Origin of the sequence: Kitasatospora sp. NBC_01287 (assembly GCF_026340565.1) — a bacterium.
GTDB lineage: Bacteria > Actinomycetota > Actinomycetes > Streptomycetales > Streptomycetaceae > Kitasatospora.
The window spans coordinates 6,993,155-7,014,050 of the sequence record NZ_JAPEPB010000001.1; the positions used below are offsets into that span (position 1 = coordinate 6,993,155).

Annotated in this window: 14 protein-coding genes; 8 read left to right on the forward strand and 6 right to left on the reverse strand. The window is 72.5% G+C overall.

The window, feature by feature from the left end; translation table 11 throughout:
- Positions 1-97: 97 nt before the first annotated feature.
- The 4 genes from OG455_RS30645 to OG455_RS30660 all read left to right on the forward strand — a co-directional run bounded on the left by OG455_RS30645 (position 98) and on the right by OG455_RS30660 (position 4,017).
- Positions 98-1,171 (forward strand): hypothetical protein, encoded by a 1,074-nt coding sequence (locus tag OG455_RS30645; RefSeq protein ID WP_266299273.1) that lies wholly within the window; start codon positions 98-100, stop codon positions 1,169-1,171.
- 83 nt (positions 1,172-1,254) lie between these two features.
- Entirely contained in the window at positions 1,255-2,016 is a 762-nt protein-coding gene (locus OG455_RS30650) for a hypothetical protein (protein WP_266299275.1), read from the forward strand.
- A 65-nt stretch (positions 2,017-2,081) separates the two neighbouring features.
- Positions 2,082-3,713 carry an alpha/beta hydrolase gene (locus OG455_RS30655; RefSeq protein WP_266299277.1) on the forward strand — a complete coding sequence of 544 codons (1,632 nt, stop codon included), beginning with the start codon at positions 2,082-2,084 and terminating at the stop codon, positions 3,711-3,713.
- A 4-nt stretch (positions 3,714-3,717) separates the two neighbouring features.
- Positions 3,718-4,017, forward strand: coding sequence for a hypothetical protein (locus OG455_RS30660; protein ID WP_266299278.1), 300 nt, complete (start codon positions 3,718-3,720; stop codon positions 4,015-4,017).
- Between the two features lie 108 nt (positions 4,018-4,125).
- Here OG455_RS30660 and OG455_RS30665 read toward each other — a convergent pair whose 3' ends face one another.
- Together OG455_RS30665 and OG455_RS30670 are read right to left on the reverse strand one after the other, a co-directional pair.
- Positions 4,126-6,495, reverse strand: a complete 2,370-nt coding sequence (locus tag OG455_RS30665) for a glycosyltransferase family 39 protein (protein ID WP_266299279.1) — start codon at positions 6,493-6,495, stop codon at positions 4,126-4,128.
- Between the two features lie 87 nt (positions 6,496-6,582).
- Positions 6,583-7,725, reverse strand: coding sequence for an esterase family protein (locus OG455_RS30670; protein ID WP_266299280.1), 1,143 nt, complete (start codon positions 7,723-7,725; stop codon positions 6,583-6,585).
- Positions 7,726-7,883: 158 nt separating this feature from the next.
- On the opposite strand from OG455_RS30670, the gene OG455_RS30675 reads away from it, so the two are divergent.
- Complete coding sequence (locus tag OG455_RS30675; RefSeq protein ID WP_266299281.1) at positions 7,884-8,873, forward strand: hypothetical protein; 990 nt, start codon at positions 7,884-7,886, stop codon at positions 8,871-8,873.
- A 76-nt stretch (positions 8,874-8,949) separates the two neighbouring features.
- Here OG455_RS30675 and OG455_RS30680 read toward each other — a convergent pair whose 3' ends face one another.
- Positions 8,950-10,956: a CocE/NonD family hydrolase gene (locus OG455_RS30680; RefSeq protein WP_266299282.1), complete on the reverse strand. Its 2,007-nt coding sequence runs from the start codon at positions 10,954-10,956 to the stop codon at positions 8,950-8,952.
- A 196-nt stretch (positions 10,957-11,152) separates the two neighbouring features.
- On the opposite strand from OG455_RS30680, the gene OG455_RS30685 reads away from it, so the two are divergent.
- Entirely contained in the window at positions 11,153-12,295 is a 1,143-nt protein-coding gene (locus tag OG455_RS30685; protein WP_266299283.1) for a HoxN/HupN/NixA family nickel/cobalt transporter, read from the forward strand.
- Between the two features lie 55 nt (positions 12,296-12,350).
- Here OG455_RS30685 and OG455_RS30690 read toward each other — a convergent pair whose 3' ends face one another.
- The gene (locus OG455_RS30690) at positions 12,351-14,351 is read right to left on the reverse strand and encodes an NPCBM/NEW2 domain-containing protein (RefSeq protein ID WP_323185653.1); all 2,001 of its coding nucleotides are present in this window, start codon (positions 14,349-14,351) and stop codon (positions 12,351-12,353) included.
- A gap of 324 nt (positions 14,352-14,675) precedes the next feature.
- On the reverse strand, positions 14,676-15,602 hold the full coding sequence (locus OG455_RS30695) for an SGNH/GDSL hydrolase family protein (protein ID WP_266299285.1): 927 nt from the start codon (positions 15,600-15,602) through the stop codon (positions 14,676-14,678).
- A 306-nt stretch (positions 15,603-15,908) separates the two neighbouring features.
- Here OG455_RS30695 and OG455_RS30700 point away from each other — a divergent pair, with 306 nt between their 5' ends.
- Positions 15,909-17,579: an FAD-binding dehydrogenase gene (locus OG455_RS30700; RefSeq protein WP_266299286.1), complete on the forward strand. Its 1,671-nt coding sequence runs from the start codon at positions 15,909-15,911 to the stop codon at positions 17,577-17,579.
- Positions 17,580-17,600: 21 nt separating this feature from the next.
- Here OG455_RS30700 and OG455_RS30705 read toward each other — a convergent pair whose 3' ends face one another.
- Positions 17,601-18,809, reverse strand: coding sequence for a multicopper oxidase domain-containing protein (locus OG455_RS30705; RefSeq protein ID WP_266299287.1), 1,209 nt, complete (start codon positions 18,807-18,809; stop codon positions 17,601-17,603).
- Positions 18,810-19,170: 361 nt separating this feature from the next.
- On the opposite strand from OG455_RS30705, the gene OG455_RS30710 reads away from it, so the two are divergent.
- The gene (locus OG455_RS30710) at positions 19,171-20,826 is read left to right on the forward strand and encodes a metallophosphoesterase family protein (protein WP_266301018.1); all 1,656 of its coding nucleotides are present in this window, start codon (positions 19,171-19,173) and stop codon (positions 20,824-20,826) included.
- The last annotated feature ends 70 nt before the right edge of the window (positions 20,827-20,896 follow it).

Consider the following 20,896-nt stretch of genomic DNA (forward strand, 5'->3'; position numbering starts at 1 on the left):
AGTATTGATCGATCCCTGGTGGCCGCGGAGCTCCGGCTCCGCGGCCACCTCAGGCACGGCAGGACACAGTGGACGGACTGGACGGAGTGGACGGCTGATGAAGGCTCTGCGGACCGAGTGGCGGCGGATGCTGGGCGCGCGGCAGCCCAGGTCGCTCGTCGGATGCTGGTTGGCGGCGGCGCTGACCGACCAGGTCGAGCTCCGCCGGGAGTACGCGGCGCGGTTCGACGAGATCCCGGACGAGCCGGAGCAACTCCAGCCGCTGGCGGAGGTGTTCGAGCACCTGCTCGACAAGTACCTGAAGGTGGGCGGAACGAGCGAGGCCGGCCTGCTGGAGGAGGTCGACCGCTTCCCGCCGGACTCCGGCGCGCCGGACCGGGCCGTCTTCGAGGTGCTGATCGCGGCGGCCCGCAAGCGCGTGCCCGGGATCCCGGGCGAGTTGACCAAGTCGGAGCGGGCCCGGGGCCACAGCACGCTGTGCTACCTGATCATGCCCCGGTTGACGTGGCCGCCGCGTCAGGTCGTCAACCTGATCGGCGACACCGAGCGGCGGATCGAGGCGCGGGGCGTCGTGCTGTACCCGGCCGCCGCCCCGGTGCCGGAGCGGCGGCCGTCGGTGCCGGAGCGGCGGCCGTCGATGACGGAGAGTGAGGAGTTCCGCGAGGCCGTGGCCGCGGTCTGGGCCGCGCGGAGCGGGGCGGAGTCCGGGCAGGCGCTGGCGAGGTGCAACTCGTACTTCACGGTGGCGTCCCTGGTCTTCTTCCGTGCGGCGATCCGCTGGCGGTTCCCGGCCCCCTGCGAGCCGCGCGAGGTCGGCGACGTACTGGCGGGGTACCTGGCCGAGGTGCCACCGGAGTCGCGGCACCTCTTCGCGCCGCGGGCGGCACAGGCGGCCATCCGGGCCGAGTTGAACAGCGAGAGCGGGGCGGCCGGCGACATCCCGGTCGACCAGGAGCCGGCGCGGATGGCGATGCAGCTGGTGACCAGGCAGGTGTTCGCCGAGGCGATCGGGGATCCCGAACAGTGGGCGCGATTGCGCGCGATCGCCGAGCGGGTCGAGGCCGAGCACCGGGAGATCGCCGCACTGACGGCCGCGCGGCTGGACCGGCTCTTCGCGAGCCGCGCCTTCGACCCCGCCGAGGTCGAGGTGGAACTCGCCCGGATCGCGTAGCGTCGGGCCATCACCGATGCGGTGACGGGGTGTTGGTGGACAGCGTGTTGGCGGACAGGGTGTTGGCGGACGGGGGAGAGCGGATGCGGTGGCGTGCGGCGGCGTGCCCGGTGGGGGACGGGCCCAGGGAGTGGATCGAGCGCTCGACGGCCTGGCTGGCCGGGGAGTTCGGCCCGGCGATGCCGCTGCGCGAGCCGGTGCTGCCGACCGCCGAGCAGTTCCCCGGGCCGTACTCCGGCACGCCCGCCGAGATCCGCCGGCTGGTGGGCCGGATCTGCGGCTTCACCGGTGTGCACCCGGAGCTGGTCACGGTCGAGATCGAGCCGGACGACGGCGAGGCGGCGATGGTCGCCGAGCTCGGGCTGACCAGCCGCTCGCGCTTCGCGGCCGGCCACTACCGGCGGCGCGAGGGCCAGGTGGTGATCGGCATCGACCAGCGGATGGCGGCCCGCCCGGTGGCCCTGGTGGCCACCATCGCGCATGAGCTGGGGCACGTCCGGCTGTTGGACGAGGGCCGGATCAGCGCTGCCCGGGAGGACCACGAGCCGCTCACCGACCTCTTCACGGTCTTCGCCGGCCTCGGCGTCTTCACCGCCAACTCCGCCTTCACCACCACCCGCGACCACCGGCAGCGCTCCTGGCAGCGCCTCGGCTACCTCTCCGAGCAGCAGTTCGGCTACGGGCTAGCCTGCTACGCCTGGCTGCGCGGCGAGCAGCGGCCGGGCTGGGACCGGCACCTGACCACCAATCCGCGGGCCTACCTGCGCCAGGGCCTGCGGTACCTGCGGCGGCACGGCGCCGGGCCCGAGCTGACGGCGGCCCGGGGGCTGCTGCGATCAGAGTGACCCCGGTGTGTGTTTGTATGAAGAGAAGGTGATATCTGTCTGCGGTGAAGAGCACTCTGGCGCGCGTGTCGCGTCGCATCCTGCCCGCCGTGCTGGGGGTCACCGCGCTGGCCGGCTGTGGCGGCTCCGGTGGCACCACCGCCGCCAAGAGCCCCGCCGCGCCCTCGGTGGTGGCCTCGGCCTCCGCCGTGGCGCCGAGCCCGTCCGCCGCCCCCACGCCCTCACCCTCGCCGACGCCCACGGCGCACCCCACCGGCGCCGCCGATCCGGCCCTGCAGTCCTTCTACGGACAGCAGATCAGCTGGGCGTCCTGCTCGGCGGACCCGGACCAGCAGGGCACCGACCTCTCGGTCTTCCAGTGCGGCACCGCGCACGTCCCGCTGGACTACACCAACCCCGCCGGGGACACCATCGACATCGCGCTGATCCGCAAGACCGCCGTGCAGCAGGGCCAGCGCCTCGGCTCGCTCTTCTTCAACCCGGGCGGCCCCGGCGGCTCGGGCATCGACTACCTCAGCAACACCGCGGTCAGCCAGTTCAAGACCCTCAACCAGCGCTACGACCTGGTCGGCTTCGACCCGCGCGGGGTCGGCCGGAGCACCGCCGTGCACTGCCTGGACGACGCGGCGCGCGACAAGTTCAACGCCCAGGACCACGCGACCCCGACCAGCATGAAGGACTTCGAGAGCGCCTGTGCGGCCGGTTCCGGCAAGCTGCTGCCGTTCGTCGGGACGGTGAACGCGGCCCGCGACCTGGACGTGCTGCGCGGGGTGGTGGGCGACCAGAAGCTCAACTACCTGGGCTTCTCGTACGGCACCTACCTCGGCACCGTCTACGCCCAGGAGTTCCCCGACCGCACCGGCCGGCTGGTGCTGGACGGCGCGATGGACCCGAGCGTGGACGCGCTCGACGCCGACGTCCAGCAGCAGATCGGCTTCGAGGGCGTCTTCGAGCACTTCGCCGCCGACTGCGTCAAGCAGAGCGACTGCCCGCTCGGCTCGGACCCCCAGGCGGCCGCGAAGAAGGCCGCCGACTTCCTGGACGGCCTGCAGGAGCACCCGCTGACCTCCGCCAAGTCCGGCCGCACCCTCACCTCGGCCGAGGGCTGGACCGGCGCGCTGGGCATGCTCTACGGCTCGGCCAAGGACTGGGACTACCTGCGGATCGGGCTCTCCCAGGCGATGAGGCTGCACAGCCCCGACATGATGCTGGCGCTGGCCGACAACTACAACGGCCGGGACGAGAAGGGCCACTACAGCAACGAGGCCGACGCCAACATGGCGATCAACTGCGCCGACGACGGCTCCGCCGCGCCCACCGACGACCAGCTCCAGCAGGCCCTGCAGCAGTTGCACGACAAGGCCTCCTACCTGAACGGCCGGGTCACCGTCGACGACCTGCGGATCGGCCTGGACTGCGGCGCCTTCCCGGCCCACGGCACCCCGCCGCAGGCGATCACCGCCGCCGGCAGCGCCCCGATCCTGGTGGTCGGCTCGACCGGCGACGACGCCACCCCCTACGCCTGGGCCCAGCACCTGGCCGCCACCCTCTCCCAGGCCACCCTGCTGACCCGGGACGGCGACGGGCACACCGCCTACGACAAGAGCAGCTGCGTCCAGACCGCGGTGAACGCCTTCCTGCTCGCCGGCACCATGCCGGCGGCCGGGACGCACTGCTCGACCGACATCACGGGGTGACGCGGTGGCGCACTCGGTGATCCTCAAGGCCTGGAAGGGCCTGCACGCCACGGCCACCCTGGAGGACGACGGCAAGCTGCGTTTCGAGGGGCACGACTACAACGGCGCGACCGACTTCGAGTACTACATCACGGTCAGCGCGGCCGACGTGCCGAAGGTGGCGGCCGCGCTGGGCGCCGGGTCGGACGAGGAGCTGATGGCGGCGCTGGAGCGCGAGGGCGCCGCGATCACGCAGCGCGGCGAGTACACCTGGCTGCGCTCCCTGGACCTCACCCCCGACCTCTGGTCGCACCGGGACTGGTGACGCCGGTGGTGGTGAGGCCGGGTGGTGGTGACGCCGCCGGTCGTGCCGCTGCCGGTCGTGCCGCCGCCGGGCCCGTTCGGGGCCCGGCAGCGGCAGGACGGTCTCGGGTCAGGAGGTCGGCGCGGTCAGGTCGTAGACCGTCGTGCCGCCCACCGTCTTCGCGGTGAAGTGCGCGGCGACCCAGCTGGAGATCTGCGAGCTGTCGTCGGAGCCGCCCTGCTGGTTGCCGAAGCCGCCACCGCCGCCGACGAAGTAGTGGATCTTCCCCTGGGCCACGTCCTGCTGGAAGCCGGCCAGGCTCAGCGAGGGGTCGCTGCCGTTGAAGCCGCCGATCGCCATCACCGGCCGCCGGACGGCGAGTTGGTAGCTGGCCGCGTTCTGCGAGCCGATGGCCGCGGCGGTCCAGGTGTAGTGGGTGGCGTCCGTCTTGAGCAGGGTGGCGAGGGCCGGGCTGACCTGCGCGCCGTCGAGCAGGCCGCCCATGCCGCCGCCCATGCCGCCACCCGCGCCGCCACCGGCTCCGCCAACGGTTCTTCCGCCCGCGCCGCCGGGGCGGAAGCCCTGACCGCCGCCGGGGAGCGTGCCGCCGGCCGTCCTGCCGATGCCGGCGCCGTTGCCGGTGCCGGTGCCGCCGCCGGGGAAGCCCCGGCCGCCACCCGGGAAGCCCGCGCCGCCGCCCTGGCCGCTCCGCCCGCCGCCCGGGAAGCCGCCGTTGCCCCGCCGCTGCCCGCCGCCGGGGCCGCCGCCCGCCACCTGTGGTCCCGCGGTGGGCAGTGAGCCGGTGTGCCCGGTCGACACGGTGTCCAGCGCGTACGCCGTCGGACCGCCCAGCCCCGCCAGCAGCGCGACCGCGCCCACCACGGCGGCGGGCCGGGCCGCCAGCCGCGCGGCCGGCAGCAGCGCCACGGCCGCCAGCAGGCCGCCGACCAGCACCGCCGGGCGCAGCCACGGCACGAAGTCGGGGCTGCGGCCGAGCAGTTGGTAGGCCCAGACGGCGGTGCCGGCGACCACCAGGGCCAGCAGCGCGGCGTACGGGAGCCGTCGGCGGGCCCGCCACAGGCCGTCCACGCCCATCCCGACCAGCGCCGCGACGGCGGGGGCGAGAGCGATCGTGTAGTACTGGTGGAAGATCCCGGACATGTAGCTGAAGGTCAGGCCGGTGCTCAGCAGCCAGCCGCCCCAGACCAGGAACGCGGTCCGCGCCTGGTCGGTGCGCGCGGTCCGCCTGGTCACCCAGAGGCCGAAGAGCAGCAGCACCAGCGCGGCCGGCAGCAGCCAGGCGATCTGTCCGCCCAGGTCGGTGCCGAAGAGCCGGGTCAGCCCGGTGGTGCCCCAGTGCGAACCGCCGCCACCGGGACCGCCCGCGCCCCCCGGAACACCCGCGCCGCCCGCGCCGCCCGCGCCGCCGGCGCCGCCGAAACCGCCCGCGCCACCCGCGCCGCCCGCCGGGGCGCCGCCGCCCACGCTGCCGGTCTCGTCGCCGGTGAGCCGCCCGAAGCCGTTGTAGCCGAAGGTGAGCGACAGGAAGCTGTTGTCCTGCGAGCCGCCGATGTAGGGCCGGTCCTTGGCCGGCACCAGCTGCACCACGGCCACCCACCAGCCGCCCGCCAGCACCAGCGCGAGCCCGGCGGCCAGCAACTGCCCCACGCGACGCCACAGTCCGGTGGGCGCGAGGACCAGGTAGACCAGCGCGAGGCCGGGCAGGATCAGGAAGGCCTGCAGAGTCTTGGTCAGGAAGCCGAAGCCGAACATCACCCCGGCCAGCACCAGCCACCGGGTGCTCGCGCCCTCGGCGGCCCGGATGAAGGCGTAGGCGGCGAGCGTCATCAGCAGGACCAGCAGCGCGTCCGGGTTGTTGAAGCGGAACATCAGGGTCGCCACGGGGGTGAGCGCGAGCACACCGCCCGCCAGCAGCCCGGCGAGCGGGGAGAAGCGGCGGCGCACGGCCGCGTAGAGGACGCCGACCGTGGCGGTGCCCATCAGCACCTCGGGGGCCAGCACGGTGAACGAACCGAGCCCGAAGAGCCGGGCGGAGAGTTCCATCGGCCAGAGCGACATCGGGGGCTTGTCGACCGTGATGAAGTTCGCGGCGTCCGAGGAGCCGTAGAAGAAGGCCTTCCAACTCTGGGTGCCGGCCTGCACGGCGGCGGAGTAGAAGGAGTTGGCCCAGCCGGAGGCGGTGAGGTTCCAGCCGTACAGCACGGTGGTGGCGACCAGCAGGGCGAGCAGTGCCGGGCGCACCCAGGCGGGGTCGTCCGGTCGGCCGCGCCAGGTCCGGGCGGGCAGCGTGCGCAGTCGGCCCGACCAGCTCCGCGGCCCCTTCGGCCCCGGTCCTGGCGGCGCGGCGGGCGGGTAGGGCGGCGTGGCCGCTGGGCCCGCCGGGTGCTCGCGCCGCTCCGGGGCCGGCTGCGGCGGCGGGTGGTGCGCGCCCTCGGGCCACGGCACGCTGCTCTGGGGAGTGGAACTGGTCGTGGTCATGGGTGCCACGTTCCGCCCTCACGCTGAGCGGGCCGTGGGGTCCTGCTGTGAGGCGGTTATGAGCCGTGCCGCGCGCGGACCGCCGAGTCAGGCGCCCTGTTGGGCAGGGGCCGCCGCCAGGCCGGGGACCGAGAACTGCCGGCCCAGCCACTGCAGGGCCGGCGGGATCTCCCGCCCCCAGGTGTGGAAGTTGTGGCCGCCGCTGTCCAGTGTGATGGTGGAGAGCTTGGTGGGCGCCTTGAAGGAGTTCACCATCTCCTGGGTGGCCTGGTAGTTGCTCTCGTTGGGGCTGGTGGCCAGCAGCAGCGAGACCGGCGCGGGCGCGGTGTTCCGCAGCCGCCAGAGCAGGTCGTTCTCCCGCTTCAGCTGCTCGCTGCCGCCGAACAGGTCACCGGTGGTGGGGTCGTTGGAGACGCTGTAGTCGGCGGAGAGCGCGATCGCCGCACCGTAGGCGTCCGGCTCGCGCAGCGCGAACTTCAGCGCGCAGTAGCCGCCGGTCGAGTCGCCCATCACCGCGTGGGCGGAGGCCTGCGGGGCGATCCGGTAGCCGGTGGCCACGGCCTTGGGCAGGTCCTGGGTGAAGTAGGTCTCCACCTGCGGGCCGTGCGGGACGTCCATGCACTCGGTGTCCCGGTTGGCGATGGGCGAGGGGCGCATCATCACCAGCACGGTCGGCGGCAGTTGCTTGGCGTTGATCGCCTTCAGCGTGCTGGCCGGGTACTGCATCAGCGAGATCAGCTTCTCGGCCGAGCCGGGGTAGCCGGCGAGCACCAGCGCCATCGGGAACTTCTTGTCGGCGTAGGCGGGCTGGAAGTACTGCGGCGGCAGGTAGACGTAGCCGTCATTGGTCAGCCCGGAGGCGGCGCCGGTCACCGAGACCTGCTGGATCACCCCGGAGCGGTCCTCGGCCGAGCCCTGCGAGGAGTAGAAGCTCTGCTGACCGGTCACCTTCAGCGAGTTGCTCGGCTGGTGGTCGACCACGGTGCCGGGGCCGCCGGCGGTGCCGAGCAGGTCGGTCCAGCTGGTGTAGAAGCCGAAGTAGGAGTTGGCCACCAAGGCCATCGCCACCAGCACCAGCACCTGGGTGCCGAAGAAGGTGCCGAGCCGGCCGAGGACGGGCTTGACGCCCGATCCGGCGAGCTTGGGCCAGAGCCACAGGGTGGCGACGAAGGCCGCCAGCGCGAGGAGGCTGGTGACGATCTGCAGCGGGAGTCCGGTCAGGGCGAGCACCGCCCGATCCTAGATGACGAGTGGGACACGCCGTCCTCCGCCCCCTCGGCCGCGCCGGGCACCCTTCGTATGCGGGGCTTCACGTCTCGTGCACGGCCCATTGACCCGGTCAGTCCGGCTTTGGGACGCTGATCGCGCACGCGCACGCGAGCGCCTTCATGGGGGTCTTCACCTTGCACGGATCACCACGTACCACCAGCAGTCCGGGGCGCGGAGCCGCCCGCCACCCGCTGCGGCAGACCGCGGTCCTGACCGGTGCGCTGCTGCTGGCCGCCGGCTGCACCGCCGCCCACGACCAGGGCGCGGCTCCGGTCGGCTCGATGGGGCCGCTGCCGACCGCGAGCCCGAGCCCCACCGCGCTGCCCTACGGGCAGGTGCTGGAGTCCTACGTCAGCCCGGTCAGCAACGCGCTGGCCCAGCTCACCCAGGCCGGCAGCCTGGACGACCTGAACACCGCGCTGGCCAGTGCGCAGCAGGCCGCGAGCGCCGGCGCGCAGGGTCTGCAGGGCGAGGACGCCCCCTCCGCCGTCGGCGACACGCACCGCCAGCTCTACGTCGCCCTCGGCTCGCTGGCCACCGACCTCGGCGCCGTGCAGAGCGACATCAGCAGCAGCAAGGTCTGCGCCACCTCCTCCGCGCTCGCCGAGACCGGCCAGTCGCAGGGGCTCAAGGACGTGGCCACCGCGCTGCAGACGCTGTCGGCCGCCGGGTACTCCAGCACCTTCACCGTCCCGCAGCTGCCGCAGCCGCAGCAGCGCGCGCTGGACAACGGCGCCTGGGTCCGCAAGGGCAGCGCGGACGGCAGCGGCGAGCTGACCGTGGACAACACCAGCGGCACCACGGACGCGGTGCTCTCCCTGGTCAAGGACGGGCAGTCGGCCTATTCCTTCTACGTGCTCAAGGGCAAGAGCACCAAGGTGACCGGGATCGAGGACGGCACGTACAACATCTTCTTCACCGGTGGCCTCGACTGGGACGACTCGACCAAGAAGTTCACCCAGAGCTGCGAGTTCACCAAGTTCGACGACACCGCCGACTTCACCACCACGTCCAGCACGTACCAGACCTACACGCTCACCCTGTCGGCCAGCGTCGGCGGCAACGCCCAGACCGACACGGTGCCGCCGGACACCTACCCCGTCCCGTAACGACCACGTCCCGTAAGGCCCGTTGAGGCCCGTCCCGCGAGCCCCCGTCCCACCGGGCGTGGCGCGGTGGGACGGGTCAGCCGGCCGTGCGCGGGATCCGGCGCTCCCAGTCGCGCTCGAAGAGCACCGCGCCGCCCTCCCAGGCGGTCAGCCGGCCGCGGGCGGTGAAGGCCTCGGCATCGCAGTCGAGGTCCGAGTCGGCCTGCACGGTGACGTCCCAGCCGTCCTCGGGCCGCTCCAGGCGGATCGTCCACTCGGCGTGCGAGGCGGCGCTGAGCGGGTCGGCCGAGCGGATCCGGCAGCTCGCCAGCGACCGCTCGGTGCGGGCCAGGCCGTCGGGGTGCCGCTGCGTGGCGCCGGGGCGAGGGGTCAGCTCCAGGCGCCACTCACCGGCCGCCACGTCGCGCACCACCAGCCGCTCGGGCCGCGGTTCGGTGGGCGTGCCGTGCCGCACCGCCGAGGGCCCGGCCTGCTCGGGCTCGGCGAAGCCGATCGGCGCCCGGCCCACGTCGGCGGCCAGGTGGCGCACCGGCAGGGTGAGCACGCTGGGCCCGGGGTCGACGGCGAAGCCGGCCGTCTCGGGCTGCGGCCAGAGCCAGGGCCAGTAGGCGGAGGAGAGCGCCAGCCGGATGCGGTGACCGGGCGGGATCGCGAAGGCCGCGGCCAGCAGCTCGAACTCCACCTCGGCGACCGTGCCCGGCTCCCACGGCACCGCCACCTCCCGCCCGTGCCGGGCCGCCAGGTTGAGCGCGCCGCGGGTGACCAGGGTCGAGCCGCCGTCTGGTGCCACGGCGCAGAGCCGGGCGGTCACCTGGCCGCGCGGGGCGGCGCAGCGCAGCCGCAGCCGCACCGAGGGGCGTCCGAGCAGCTCCAGCCGCTCGGAGAGCGGGGCGCTGTCGAAGCAGACCGAGCGGCCGTCCTCCTCGCGCTGGTCGGGCGGCAGGTCGGCGGCGCCGCCGAGCGGGAGGTAGCGGCCGGCGTCGATCCCGGTGTGCTGCGGGGAGCGGACCGGCACGAAGCGCTCGCCCTCGGGGGTGCCGGCGGTGCGCAGCGCCTCGGCCAGGCCGTAGTGGATGTCGCGCACGTCGTCCGAGGGCCACTGGTCGTCGCCGACCCAGCGCCCGGTGCCGTCCGGCTCGGCCAGCCAGCAGCGCAGCGCGGGCTCGGCCATGATCCCGGTGTCCGTGTCCTTGAGCCACTGGTCCCACCAGCGCAGCGTCTCCTGCAGGAACCCGATCGCCGGCCCCGGCAGGTGCGCGCGGTCGGGGTACTGCCCGGCCCAGGGGCCGATCAGCCCGCGCACCGGCGCGGTGAGCCGCTCGACCAGGCGCAGCACGGTGTCGCGGGAGGGGTCCGCCCAGCCGCCCACCGCGAGCACGGCGGCCCTGATCGTGTCGTAGGGCGCCTCCAGGGCGGCTCGCCGCCAGTAGTCGTCCCGGCTCTGGTGGGCCAGCCAGGGGAAGAGGTGCGGCTCGACGGCGGCCAGCCGCTCCAGCCACTGGCGCCGCCACTGCTCGCCGACGTAGCGGGGGTCCGGCGGCTGGGCGGCGAGGGCGAGCAGCGCGGTGGCCCGGGCGTGGCCGGGCGGGCCGAGCAGCGCGCCGCCCAGGTAGTGCGCGTCGTTGTCGTAGCCGTCCTCGCTGGCGCCGACGGCGACCACCGCCCGCAGGGCCCGGGGGGCCCGCGCCGCCAGCCGCAGCGCGGTGCTCGCGCCCCGGCCCAGTCCGATCAGGCCCAGCCGGCCGTTGCACCAGGGCCGGGCGGCGAGCTGGTCGAGCACCGCCAGGCCGTCCTCCACCTGCCGGCCGCCGTACTCCTCGCCGGGCAGTCCGCCGGAGTTGCCGTGGCCGCGCTGGTCGACCCGCACGCTCGCGTAGCCGTGGCCGGCGTACCAGGGGTGGCGCTCGGCGTCGCGCTCGGCGGTGGCGTCGGTCAGCCGGTCGGGCAGGTACTCGACCAGGGCGGGCACCGGCTCGTCGGTGACGGGGCGCCAGATCCGGGCGTGCAGTTCGACGCCCTCGGCCACCGGGATCCGCAGGTCCTCGCGGGTGATGCGGTGGGGGTAGCTGACAGGGTGTCGCATGGACCGACCATAGAGGAGGAAACGGGCAAAAGTGGCGAACCGTCCGGACGCGTGTCCAGACCGCACGGCCAGGTCAGGACGTTCGCTCATCGGACCTAATTGCACATCACTTGCAAGTACGGGTGCCGAGACGGAAGGATGGGCAAGTTCGACCGCACCGCGTCACCACCGCAGATCCCGAAAGAGGTTGCCGCCCATGAGTACCGCACCGGCACCCACCACCACCGCGACCGCCGTCGCCCCCACCCGTTGGACCGCCCGCCTCACCCGCGACGAGTGGCTGCGGCTGGCGGGGATGGGCGGCTTCGTGCTGGCGCTGCACGTCGTCGGCTGGTTCACCCTGCTCGCGGTGATCGCGCCCAAGCACTACTCGATCGGCAACCAGGCCTTCGGGGCCGGGCTCGGCCTGACCGCCTACACCCTGGGCATGCGGCACGCCTTCGACGCCGACCACATCGCGGCCATCGACAACACCACCCGCAAGCTGATGGGCCAGGGCAAGCGGCCGCTCTCGGTCGGCTTCTGGTTCTCGCTCGGGCACTCCTCGATCGTCTTCGGCCTCTGCGCGCTGCTGGCCTTCGGGGTGCGCTCGCTGGCCTCCTCGGTCGAGACCGACGACTCCCAGCTGCACCGCACCACCAACCTGATCGGCACCAGCGTCTCGGGGACCTTCCTGCTGGTGATCGGCCTGGTCAACCTGGGCGCCTTCAACGGGATCCTCAAGGTCTTCCGGAAGATGCGCGGCGGGCACTTCGACGAGGCGGAGCTGGAGGCGCAGCTGGACAAGCGCGGCTTCCTCAACCGGATCCTGGGCCGCACCACCAGGGCCGTCACCAAGTCCTGGCACATGTACCCGGTCGGCATGCTCTTCGGGCTCGGCTTCGACACCGCCACCGAGGTCTCGCTGCTGGTGCTGGCCGGCGGCGCGGCGGCCTTCTCGCTGCCCTGGTACGCGCTGCTGGTGCTGCCGGTGCTCTTCGCGGCCGGGATGAGCCTGCTGGACACCATCGACGGCTCGTTCATGAACTTCGCGTACGAGTGGGCCTTCTCCAAGCCGGTCCGCAAGATCTACTACAACCTCACGGTGACCGGCCTGTCGGTGCTGGTGGCGCTGGTGATCGGGGTGATCGAGCTGGTCGGGCTGCTGGCCGACCAGTACGGCATCACCGGCGGGCCGATCGGCTGGATCGCCACGCTGAACCTGAACAACGTGGGCTTCGCGATCGTGGGCCTCTTCGCCGTCACCTGGGCGGGCGCGCTGGCCTTCTGGAAGTTCGGCAAGGTGGAGCAGAAGTGGTCGGCGCCGCCGGCCGACGGCGCGGTGCCGGAGGCGGAGTGAGTCCGCGCTCCGGCACCGGCCGTTCACCGGGTCAGTAGGTCAGCAGGTCACCGGATCAGCAGCTGAGCACCGGGGCCGCCCAGTCCGCGTGCGCGCTGTTCGCGCCGTTCGGCGCGGTGACGACCAGGCGCAGCTGGTCGGCGCCGGTCAGGTCGGCGGTCAGGTGCTTGACGCCGCTCGCGGGGGTGACCAGCCCGGAGTCGGCGACCAGGGTGTTGTCCTTCCAGAGCTGGAAGTCGGCCGAGCCCTGGCCGTAGGTCTCGTCGTCGATGCCCACGTCGGTGCTGAGCGCGTGGCAGGAGCCGCCGAGGTAGTAGTCCACCTCGCTGGGCGCGTTGGTGCCCAGGCCCTTGGCGTAGCGGGTGCCGCCGATGCTGATGGGCTGTCCGTCCCTGGCGTAGTTCTCGCCGTTGCTCAGGTCCCGCTCCACCGGGCCCCAGCCGTTGGAGGCCAGCGACCAGGTGAGGTCGGAGAGCTGGTGGGTGCCGGCGGCCGGTCCCGCGCCGCAGGCGATCCTGGCCCCGGCCCAGTCGGCGTGGGCCCAGCTGGCGCCGTTCGGCGCGGTGACCACCAGGCGCAGCGTCTGCGCGCCGGTCAGGTCGGCGGTCAGCGTCTTCGCGGCGGCGGTGCCGGTCAGGGTGCCGCTGTCGGCCAGCTGCTTGCCGTCCGCCCAGATCTGGAAGTCGGCCGAGCCCTGACCGCCGGTCTCGTCGTCGATGCCCACGTCGGTCACCAGGTCCTTGCAGGCGCCGCCGAGCGAGAAGTCCACCTCGCTGGGCGCGTTGGTGCCCAGGCCCTTGCTGTAGTGGGTGCCGCGCACGGCGAGGTCGCGCCCGTCACCGGGCTGCCAGTCGCCGTTGCTCATGTCGCGCTCGACCGGGCCCCAGCCGTTGGTCGAGGAGGCGAACGGCAGGTCGCTCAGGTAGCTGATGCCGCCGGCCGGCGGCACCGCGGCGCTCGGGGTGACCCGGAACATCACCGTGCCGTGCCCGGGGACGGTGGCGCTGATGCTGCCCGTGCTGGTGCTGGTCGCCTTCGACCAGAGGTCCTTGACGCTGTAGGAGGGCGCGCCCGCGATGCCGATCGTCGCCGCGTCGGTGCTGATCGTGGTGGCGTAGGAGCCCTCGTTGGTCAGCGTCACCGCGCGGCTGCCGTCGGCCAGCGGCTTGCTCATCACGACCAGGCCGCCGGAGTCGGAGACCACCGAGCCCTGCTTGCCCAGGGGGTCCTGGTCGATGGCGATGACGTCCTTGTTGGTGAGGATGTCGAAGGTCTGCTGCTGGGCGGTGCGCAGGTCGGTGCCGATCATCAGCGGGGCGGCCATCTCGGACCAGAGGCTGAAGTGGGTGCGGTACTCGGTGCCGGTCATGCCGCCGTTGCCGACCTCCAGCATGTCCGGGTCGTTGAAGGCGCCGGGCTTGGCGTAGGGCGCCAGGCCCATGTTGGCCGTCGCGTTGGCGAGCATCGAGTCCCAGTTGTCGCTGATGTCGCCGGTGGTGCGCCAGGAGTTGCCCACGGCCGGTGCCCAGGTCCACGGCTGGGTGGAGCCCCATTCGCAGATGCTGTAGACGATCGGGCGGCCGGTGGCCTTGAGCGCGTTGCCCATCGCCTGGTAGCGGCTGAGCGAGTCGATGCCCTGGTTGTTGCAGTTGTCGTACTTGAGGTAGTCCACGCCCCAGGAGGCCCAGAGGTTGGCGTCCTGCTGCTCGTGGCCCAGGCCGCCGGGGAAGCCCTTGGCGTTGCAGGTGCTGGTGCCGGCACTGGAGTAGAGGCCGAACTTCAGGCCCTTGGAGTGCACGTAGTCGGCCAGCGCCTTGATGCCGTCCGGGAACCGGACCGGGTCGGCGACCAGGTTGCCGCTCGCGTCCCGGTTCGGCAGTGCCCAGCAGTCGTCCAGGTTGACGTACTGGTAGCCGGCGGCCTTGAGGCCCTTGCTGACGAACAGGTCGGCGATCGACTTGACCATCGCCTCGTTGAAGGTGTCGCTGCAGCCGGTCGAGTTCCAGTTGTTGAACCCCATCTGCGGGGTCCGGTCGACGCCGTTGTCCAGGGCCATGGCCGGTGGCGCGGCGGCCAGTTCGAGGCCGACGGCGAGTGCGCCGCCGCCGGTGAGCAGGGTGAGCGCGGTACCGAGCGCGCCGAGGCGGCGGCCGACTCTGTGGGTGCTGTGCAAGGGGGATCCTCCTGAAGGCGACGAAATTGAACGCAATCAAACGGAACATCACATATGACAGAGCCTGGGGCTGCCCATGTCAAGGGATCTGACGTTCGTTCATGGAGGATCATGTTGAGTTGTGTTTGCCCGTTGAGGCGGCGGTGAACGACGGCGGGGCGCGACCGGAGTCCGGTCGCGCCCCGCCGTGCGGTAGTTGACGGTACGTCAGTGCAGCGCCGCCAGCACGGCGTTCGCCATCACCTGCTCGCCGGTCGCGTTCGGGTGGAACGGGACGGCGGGTTGGTCGGGCAGCGCGCCCTCGATCCAGCGGTCGTCGGAGCAGACGTCGTGGCCCGCGGTCGGGGTCTGGGTGTCCACGTAGGTGGCGCCGTTGGCCGCGGCCGTGGCGGCCAGCATGTCGTTCAGCTGCCCGAGGATGCCGTGCAGGTAGGCCACGTCGCCCACGGTGACCGGCTGGCGGCCCGCGCAGGTCGAGGCGTCGGCCGGCAGCACCGACGGGTAGCCGACCAGCAGCACCTTGGCGCCCGGGGCCTTGGCGTGGATCTGCCGCAGCACGCTCGCCAGTTGGGGCGCGGCGGCGTCGATCCGGTCGACCAGGGTGTCCTCGCCGTACTGCCAGCTGAAGCTGAGCGAGCTCCAGTCCCAGGCCCAGTGGCCGTGCTCGTAGACGTCCTTGCACGGGGTGCCGGCGGGGTTGACCACCGCGCCGCCGATGCAGGTGGCGATCACGTCGGCGATGCCCAGGTCCGAGGTGCCCAGGTCGTTGCCGCCGATGCCGAGGGTGACCAGCTTGGTGCCGGCCGAGACGGCGTTCAGCTGCGGGTCGTTCACCTTGATGATGGCGTCGTACTGCGAGCCGGTGATGTCCTTGACCTTGGCGGCCGAGCAGGTCACGTCGGTGTACGACGAGGTGCCCAGGGCGGCGGCCACCAGATGGCCGTAATTGTGGTCGGAGCGCAGGCAGAGTCCGGCCGACTGATCCGGTACGCCGGCACCGGCCGCGTACGAATCACCGAGCGCGACATAGGAGCTGTAGGGGCTCGTGTCGGCGATCGCCGAGTTCGCGGACAGGCTGATCAGCGCGGCCGCCAGGGCCAGGCCGCCGAAGAGTTTCCGGGCAGGGCTGAGCACGGGTTCCTCCTGGGGAGAGAAACAGAGGGTGGGGGTGTGTGCGCACTGCCGCGGGTGCTACTGACAGGTAAGTTACCGTCAGGTTTCCTACGCGTCTACAGAATGCGGGAGGGGAATTCGGCGCCTGAATTTCGCGTCGGGGTGGAGCGGAATTCGGAATGCGGAATTCGCCCCGGGATCCCTTGCACCGGCCCCGGCGGGAGCCCCTCGGTGGTTGACTCGCCGGAGCACAGGCCCCAGGATCGGGGTCCCCGCGCGGTCCGAGAGGCCGGCCGGGGTCCCCGCAGCGACTGGAGGAGCCCGCGGATGGCACTGGACGCCGACGTCATCGTGATCGGAGCCGGCCTGGCGGGCCTGGCCGCCACCGCCGAACTCGCCGACGCGGGGCGCACGGTGATCCTGCTCGACCAGGAGCCGGCCGCCTCGCTCGGCGGCCAGGCGCACTGGTCCTTCGGCGGCCTCTTCCTGGTCGACTCACCCGAGCAGCGCCGGATGCGGATCCGCGACTCCTACGAACTCGCCTGGCAGGACTGGCTCGGCTCGGCCGGCTTCGACCGGCCCGAGGACCACTGGCCGCGCCAGTGGGCCAAGGCCTACCTCGACTTCGCCGCCGGGGAGAAGCGCGCCTGGCTGCGCGCGCAGGGCGTGCGCTTCTTCCCGGTGGTCGGCTGGGCCGAGCGCGGCGGACTGCTGGCCAGCGGCCCCGGCAACTCGGTCCCGCGCTTCCACATCACCTGGGGCACCGGACCCGGGCTCGTCGAGCCGTTCGCCCGCCGGGTGCGAGCCGGCGTGGCCAAGGGCCTGGTGCGCACGCTCTTCCGGCACCGGGTCACCGCACTGGCCGGCACGGCGGGCGTGACCGACACGGTGCGCGGCGAGGTGCTGGTGCCCAGCGGCGCCGAGCGCGGCACGGCCAGCTCGCGCGAGGCGGCCGGCGCCTTCGAGCTGCGCGCGCAGGCCGTGGTGATCGCCTCCGGCGGCATCGGCGGCAACCACGACCTGGTCCGCGAGGCCTGGCCGGCCCGGCTCGGCACCCCGCCCGCGCGCCTGCTCAGCGGCGTGCCCGCGCACGTGGACGGCCTGATGCAGCAGGTGGCGGGTGCGGCCGGCGGCCACCTGATCAACGGCGACCGGATGTGGCACTACACCGAGGGCATCGAGAACTGGAACCCGGTCTGGGCCCGGCACGGCATCCGGATCCTGCCCGGCCCCTCCTCGCTCTGGCTGGACGCGCGCGGCGAGCGGCTGCCCGTCCCGCTCTTCCCCGGCTTCGACACGCTGGGCACCCTGGAGCACATCATGCGCACCGGGTACGACCACACCTGGTTCGTACTCACCCAGAAGATCATCGAGAAGGAGTTCGCGCTCTCCGGCTCCGAACAGAACCCGGACCTGACGGGCCGCAGCGTGCGCCAGGTGCTGGGCCGCGCGCTGCCCGGGGCGCCCGGTCCGGTGGAGGCGTTCAAGAAGTTCGGGGCGGACTTCGTGGTCGCCGACCAACTCGGCGACCTGGTCCGCGGGATGAACCGGCTGGTCGATCCCTCCGGGGCGGGCGAGGGGCTGATCGACGAGGCCGCGCTGCGCCGCGAGATCGAGGCGCGCGACCGCGAGATCGCCAACCCCTTCGCCAAGGACCTCCAGGTGACCGCGATCCACGGCGCCCGGCGCTACCTGGGCGACAAGTTGGTGCGCACCGCGGCCCCGCACCGGCTGCTCGATCCCAAGGCCGGCCCGCTGATCGCGGTGCGGCTGCACGTGCTCACCCGCAAGTCGCTCGGCGGCCTGGAGACCGACCTCTCGGCCCGGGTGCTGCGGGCCGACGGCTCGGTGCTGGACGGCGTCTACGCGGCGGGCGAGGTGGCCGGTTTCGGCGGCGGCGGGGTGCACGGCTACCGCTCGCTGGAGGGGACCTTCCTCGGCGGCTGCCTGTTCAGCGGCCGCACGGCGGGGCGGGCCGCCGCGGCCGCGACGGCGTGATGGCGACGGCCTGATGACCCGTCAGGACACGTGATAGCGGCCGACCATGCCGCCCATCATGTGGTCGGTGACGTGGCAGTGGTAGATCCAGGATCCCGGGTTGTCCTCGGTGTACTCCACCGTCAGCGAGGTGGAGGGGCCCAGCAGTTCGGAGTCCACGTAACGTCCGTCGCGCAGCCAGCGGTGGCCGTGCAGGTGGAAGACGTGGAACTCCTTGCCGAGCGCCGCGATCCGCCAGCGCACCCGGTCGCCGCGCCTGGCCGTGAAGAGCGGGGTGTTGTCGAGGAAGGCGCCGCCGTTGAACATGTCGACGTCCTGGGCCAGTGACGGGATGTCGTCCTGGTAGGCGTCGTGGAAGAAGAGCACGAACTCCCGGTCCACCGCCGGGGTGTGCTGGTCCGTCACCGCGATGATGCCGAACAGGCCCAGCTCGGCACCGATCTCCATCACCCCGCCGCCCGAGCCCATGTCCATGCCCTGCTTCGGGGTGGCCGGCGCCGCACCGCTCGTGGCGGCGGGCGGCGCGATCGTCTGCGGCACCGAGTGGTCGTGGTAGGGCCAGGTCCCCACCGAACTGGGCAGCGCCGTCCAGGTGTAGGTGTAGGTGCCGCCGAACGGCACGGCGGTGCCCGGACGGTCCGGCTGGTCGGCCAGCCAGCCACCGTCGTTGTCGCCGTCGTAGCGCACGCCGTGCGGGTGCATGCTGTGCGGCCACTGGTAGTGCGCGTCGTTGTTGCGGAAGTGCACCACCAGGGTGTCGCCCACCTGGGCGCGCAGCACCGGCCCAGGGATGCCGCTGTTGGCGCCGATCCCCTGCGGGCCGGTGTCGGCGGGCAGCGGGGCGCCCCAGCCGGGGGTGCAGGCGCGGAAGCCGATCGCCCAGAAGCTGGTCTGGCCCGCGGTGTAGCGCGTGCCCATCATGCCGTCGTAGCCGTTGGGGACGGGGTTGTGCTCGAAGGACTCGGCCTGGATCCAGTACTCGCGGACCTGGCCGGCGGGCGCCTGCTCCAGCGCGAACGGGTCCGTGGTGGTCGGCCCGGTCGGCGTCGCCTGGGCGGCCGCGGCCGCGCCCAGGGCGGCCGAGCCGGCCACCGCGGCGGCCGCGCTGCCGGCGAGCAGGGTGCGGATCGCGCCGCGCCGGCCCGGGCTCCCGGCACGTGCGGGGCTCCCGGGGGGCGTCGGGGTGGTCGGGTGCCCCGGCGTTGCGGGGTGCTCCGGCTCCGTGGACATGAGAGTGCCTCTCTCGGGTGACGGGTGGTGGTGCGGAGTCAAGGGGAGGGCGAGGGGGTCGGGCAAGGGCTCGGCGGGCACCGCGCCGTGAGCGTCGGGTGTGTCGTGGGTCAGCGTCAGGTGCGCGGCCGCGGGGCGGACACGGGGCGGCCGCGGGGCGGCCGCGGGGCGGCCGCGGGGCGGACAACGGGCGGCCACGGGGTGGCCACGGGACCGTTCGGACTGACGGTGACTCAGGGAGATCCGGTGGCAGCGACTGCCAGTACTCGCCACCGATTCGTTGACGCCTGTTCACCGAACATCCAAACGAACGACGGCCGAACCTGGCACAGTCCCGCTCATGGAGATGGATATCCCGAACATGGGCGTGCCCGCGAAGCTCGCCGCCCGCATGAGCATGGCCGAGCAGCACGACTACCTGCGCAGCAAGCTCTCCCGGCGCAAGGTGCTGCGATCCAGCGCCGTCACCGTCGGTGCCCTGGCGGTGGGTGGGGTGCTCGGCTCCGGCAGCGCCTACGCCGCGCCGAAGACCTCCCCGACCCTGGTCACCGACGCCGCCGCCTCGGCCGTCGACGGCTCGCAGGTCATCCCGGTCGGCCGTCACCTGCAGTTCGGTGCCGAGCCGGACACCGAGTTCCGGATCTCCTGGCAGGTCCCGGTCCCGGTCAAGAAGCCGTTCCTGCGCTACGGCAAGACCCCGTGGGAGCTGAGCCACAAGGTCGAGGCCGAGGTGCGTACGCTGCACACCCCGGCGCTGGTCCCCGGCCAGACCCCGGTCGACCAGTACTACCTGCACGTGGCGCTGGAGGACCTGACCCCCGACACCACGTACTACTACGGTGTCGGCCACCAGGGCTTCGACCCGGCGAGCCAGCAGGCCGTCTCCACGCTCGGCACCTTCCGCACGGCCGCCTCGCGCGACCACCGCTGGGGCAAGGTGTACGACCCCTTCACCTTCACCGCCTTCGGCGACCAGGGTGTCAGCGTCCACGCGGCGAACAACGACAACGTGATCCTGGCGCAGAACCCCAAGTTCCACCTGCACGCCGGCGACATCTGCTACGCCGACCCGGACGGCCAGGGCCTGGACGCGGACAAGGCCGACTTCAACGCCAAGACCTGGGACTCCTTCCTGGTCCAGACCGAGCGGGTGGCCGCGAAGATCCCGTGGATGGTGGCCTACGGCAACCACGACATGGAGGCCTGGTACTCGCACAACGGCTACGGCGGCGAGGACGCCCGCTGGTTCCTGCCGGACAACGGCCCGAACCCCCGCACGGCCCCCGGCGTGTACTCGTTCCGGTACAGCAACGTCGGTGTGATCTCGCTGGACGCCAACGACGTCAGCTACGAGATCCCGGCCAACCTGGGCATCACCGCGGGCAAGCAGACCGCGTGGCTGGAGCGGACCCTCAAGGACTTCCGCAACGACGAGACGATCGACTTCGTCGTGGTCTTCTTCCACCACTGCGCCTTCTCCACCACCATCTCGCACGCCTCCGAGGGCGGGGTCCGCGAGGCCTGGGTGCCGCTGTTCGAGAAGTACCGGGTCGACCTGGTGATCAACGGCCACAACCACGTGTACGAGCGCACCGACGCGATCCTGGGCAACAAGGTCTCCAAGGCGATCCCGAGCGGCGCCACCCTGAACCCGGAGAAGGACGGCGTGGTCTACGTGACCGCGGGTGCCGCCGGTCGCAGCCTGTACTCCTTCGGCGCTCCGCAGAGCTACGAGGGCAACGTCAACCAGGTCGACTCGATCCAGACCTTCTACAACGCCAAGGGCCAGACCAAGGTCACCGAGACGGTCGAGTGGTCGCGGGTCCGCTACCTCGGCTACTCCTTCATCAAGGTCGACGTGACCCCGGCGGGTCTGCACCAGAAGTCGACGATGAAGGTCACCGCGCTGACCGAGACCGGCCAGCAGATCGACCACTACACCATCGAGCGCACGGTCGGTGAGAACTGGACCAGCACCACCGACAACGACGGCGAGGGCGGTGGCTGGGGCTGGTAGGCCCTGAGCGGCACTGATCTTGTGCTGATCGGCACTGATCGGCACTGATCACCGCTGATCGTCCTGTTCT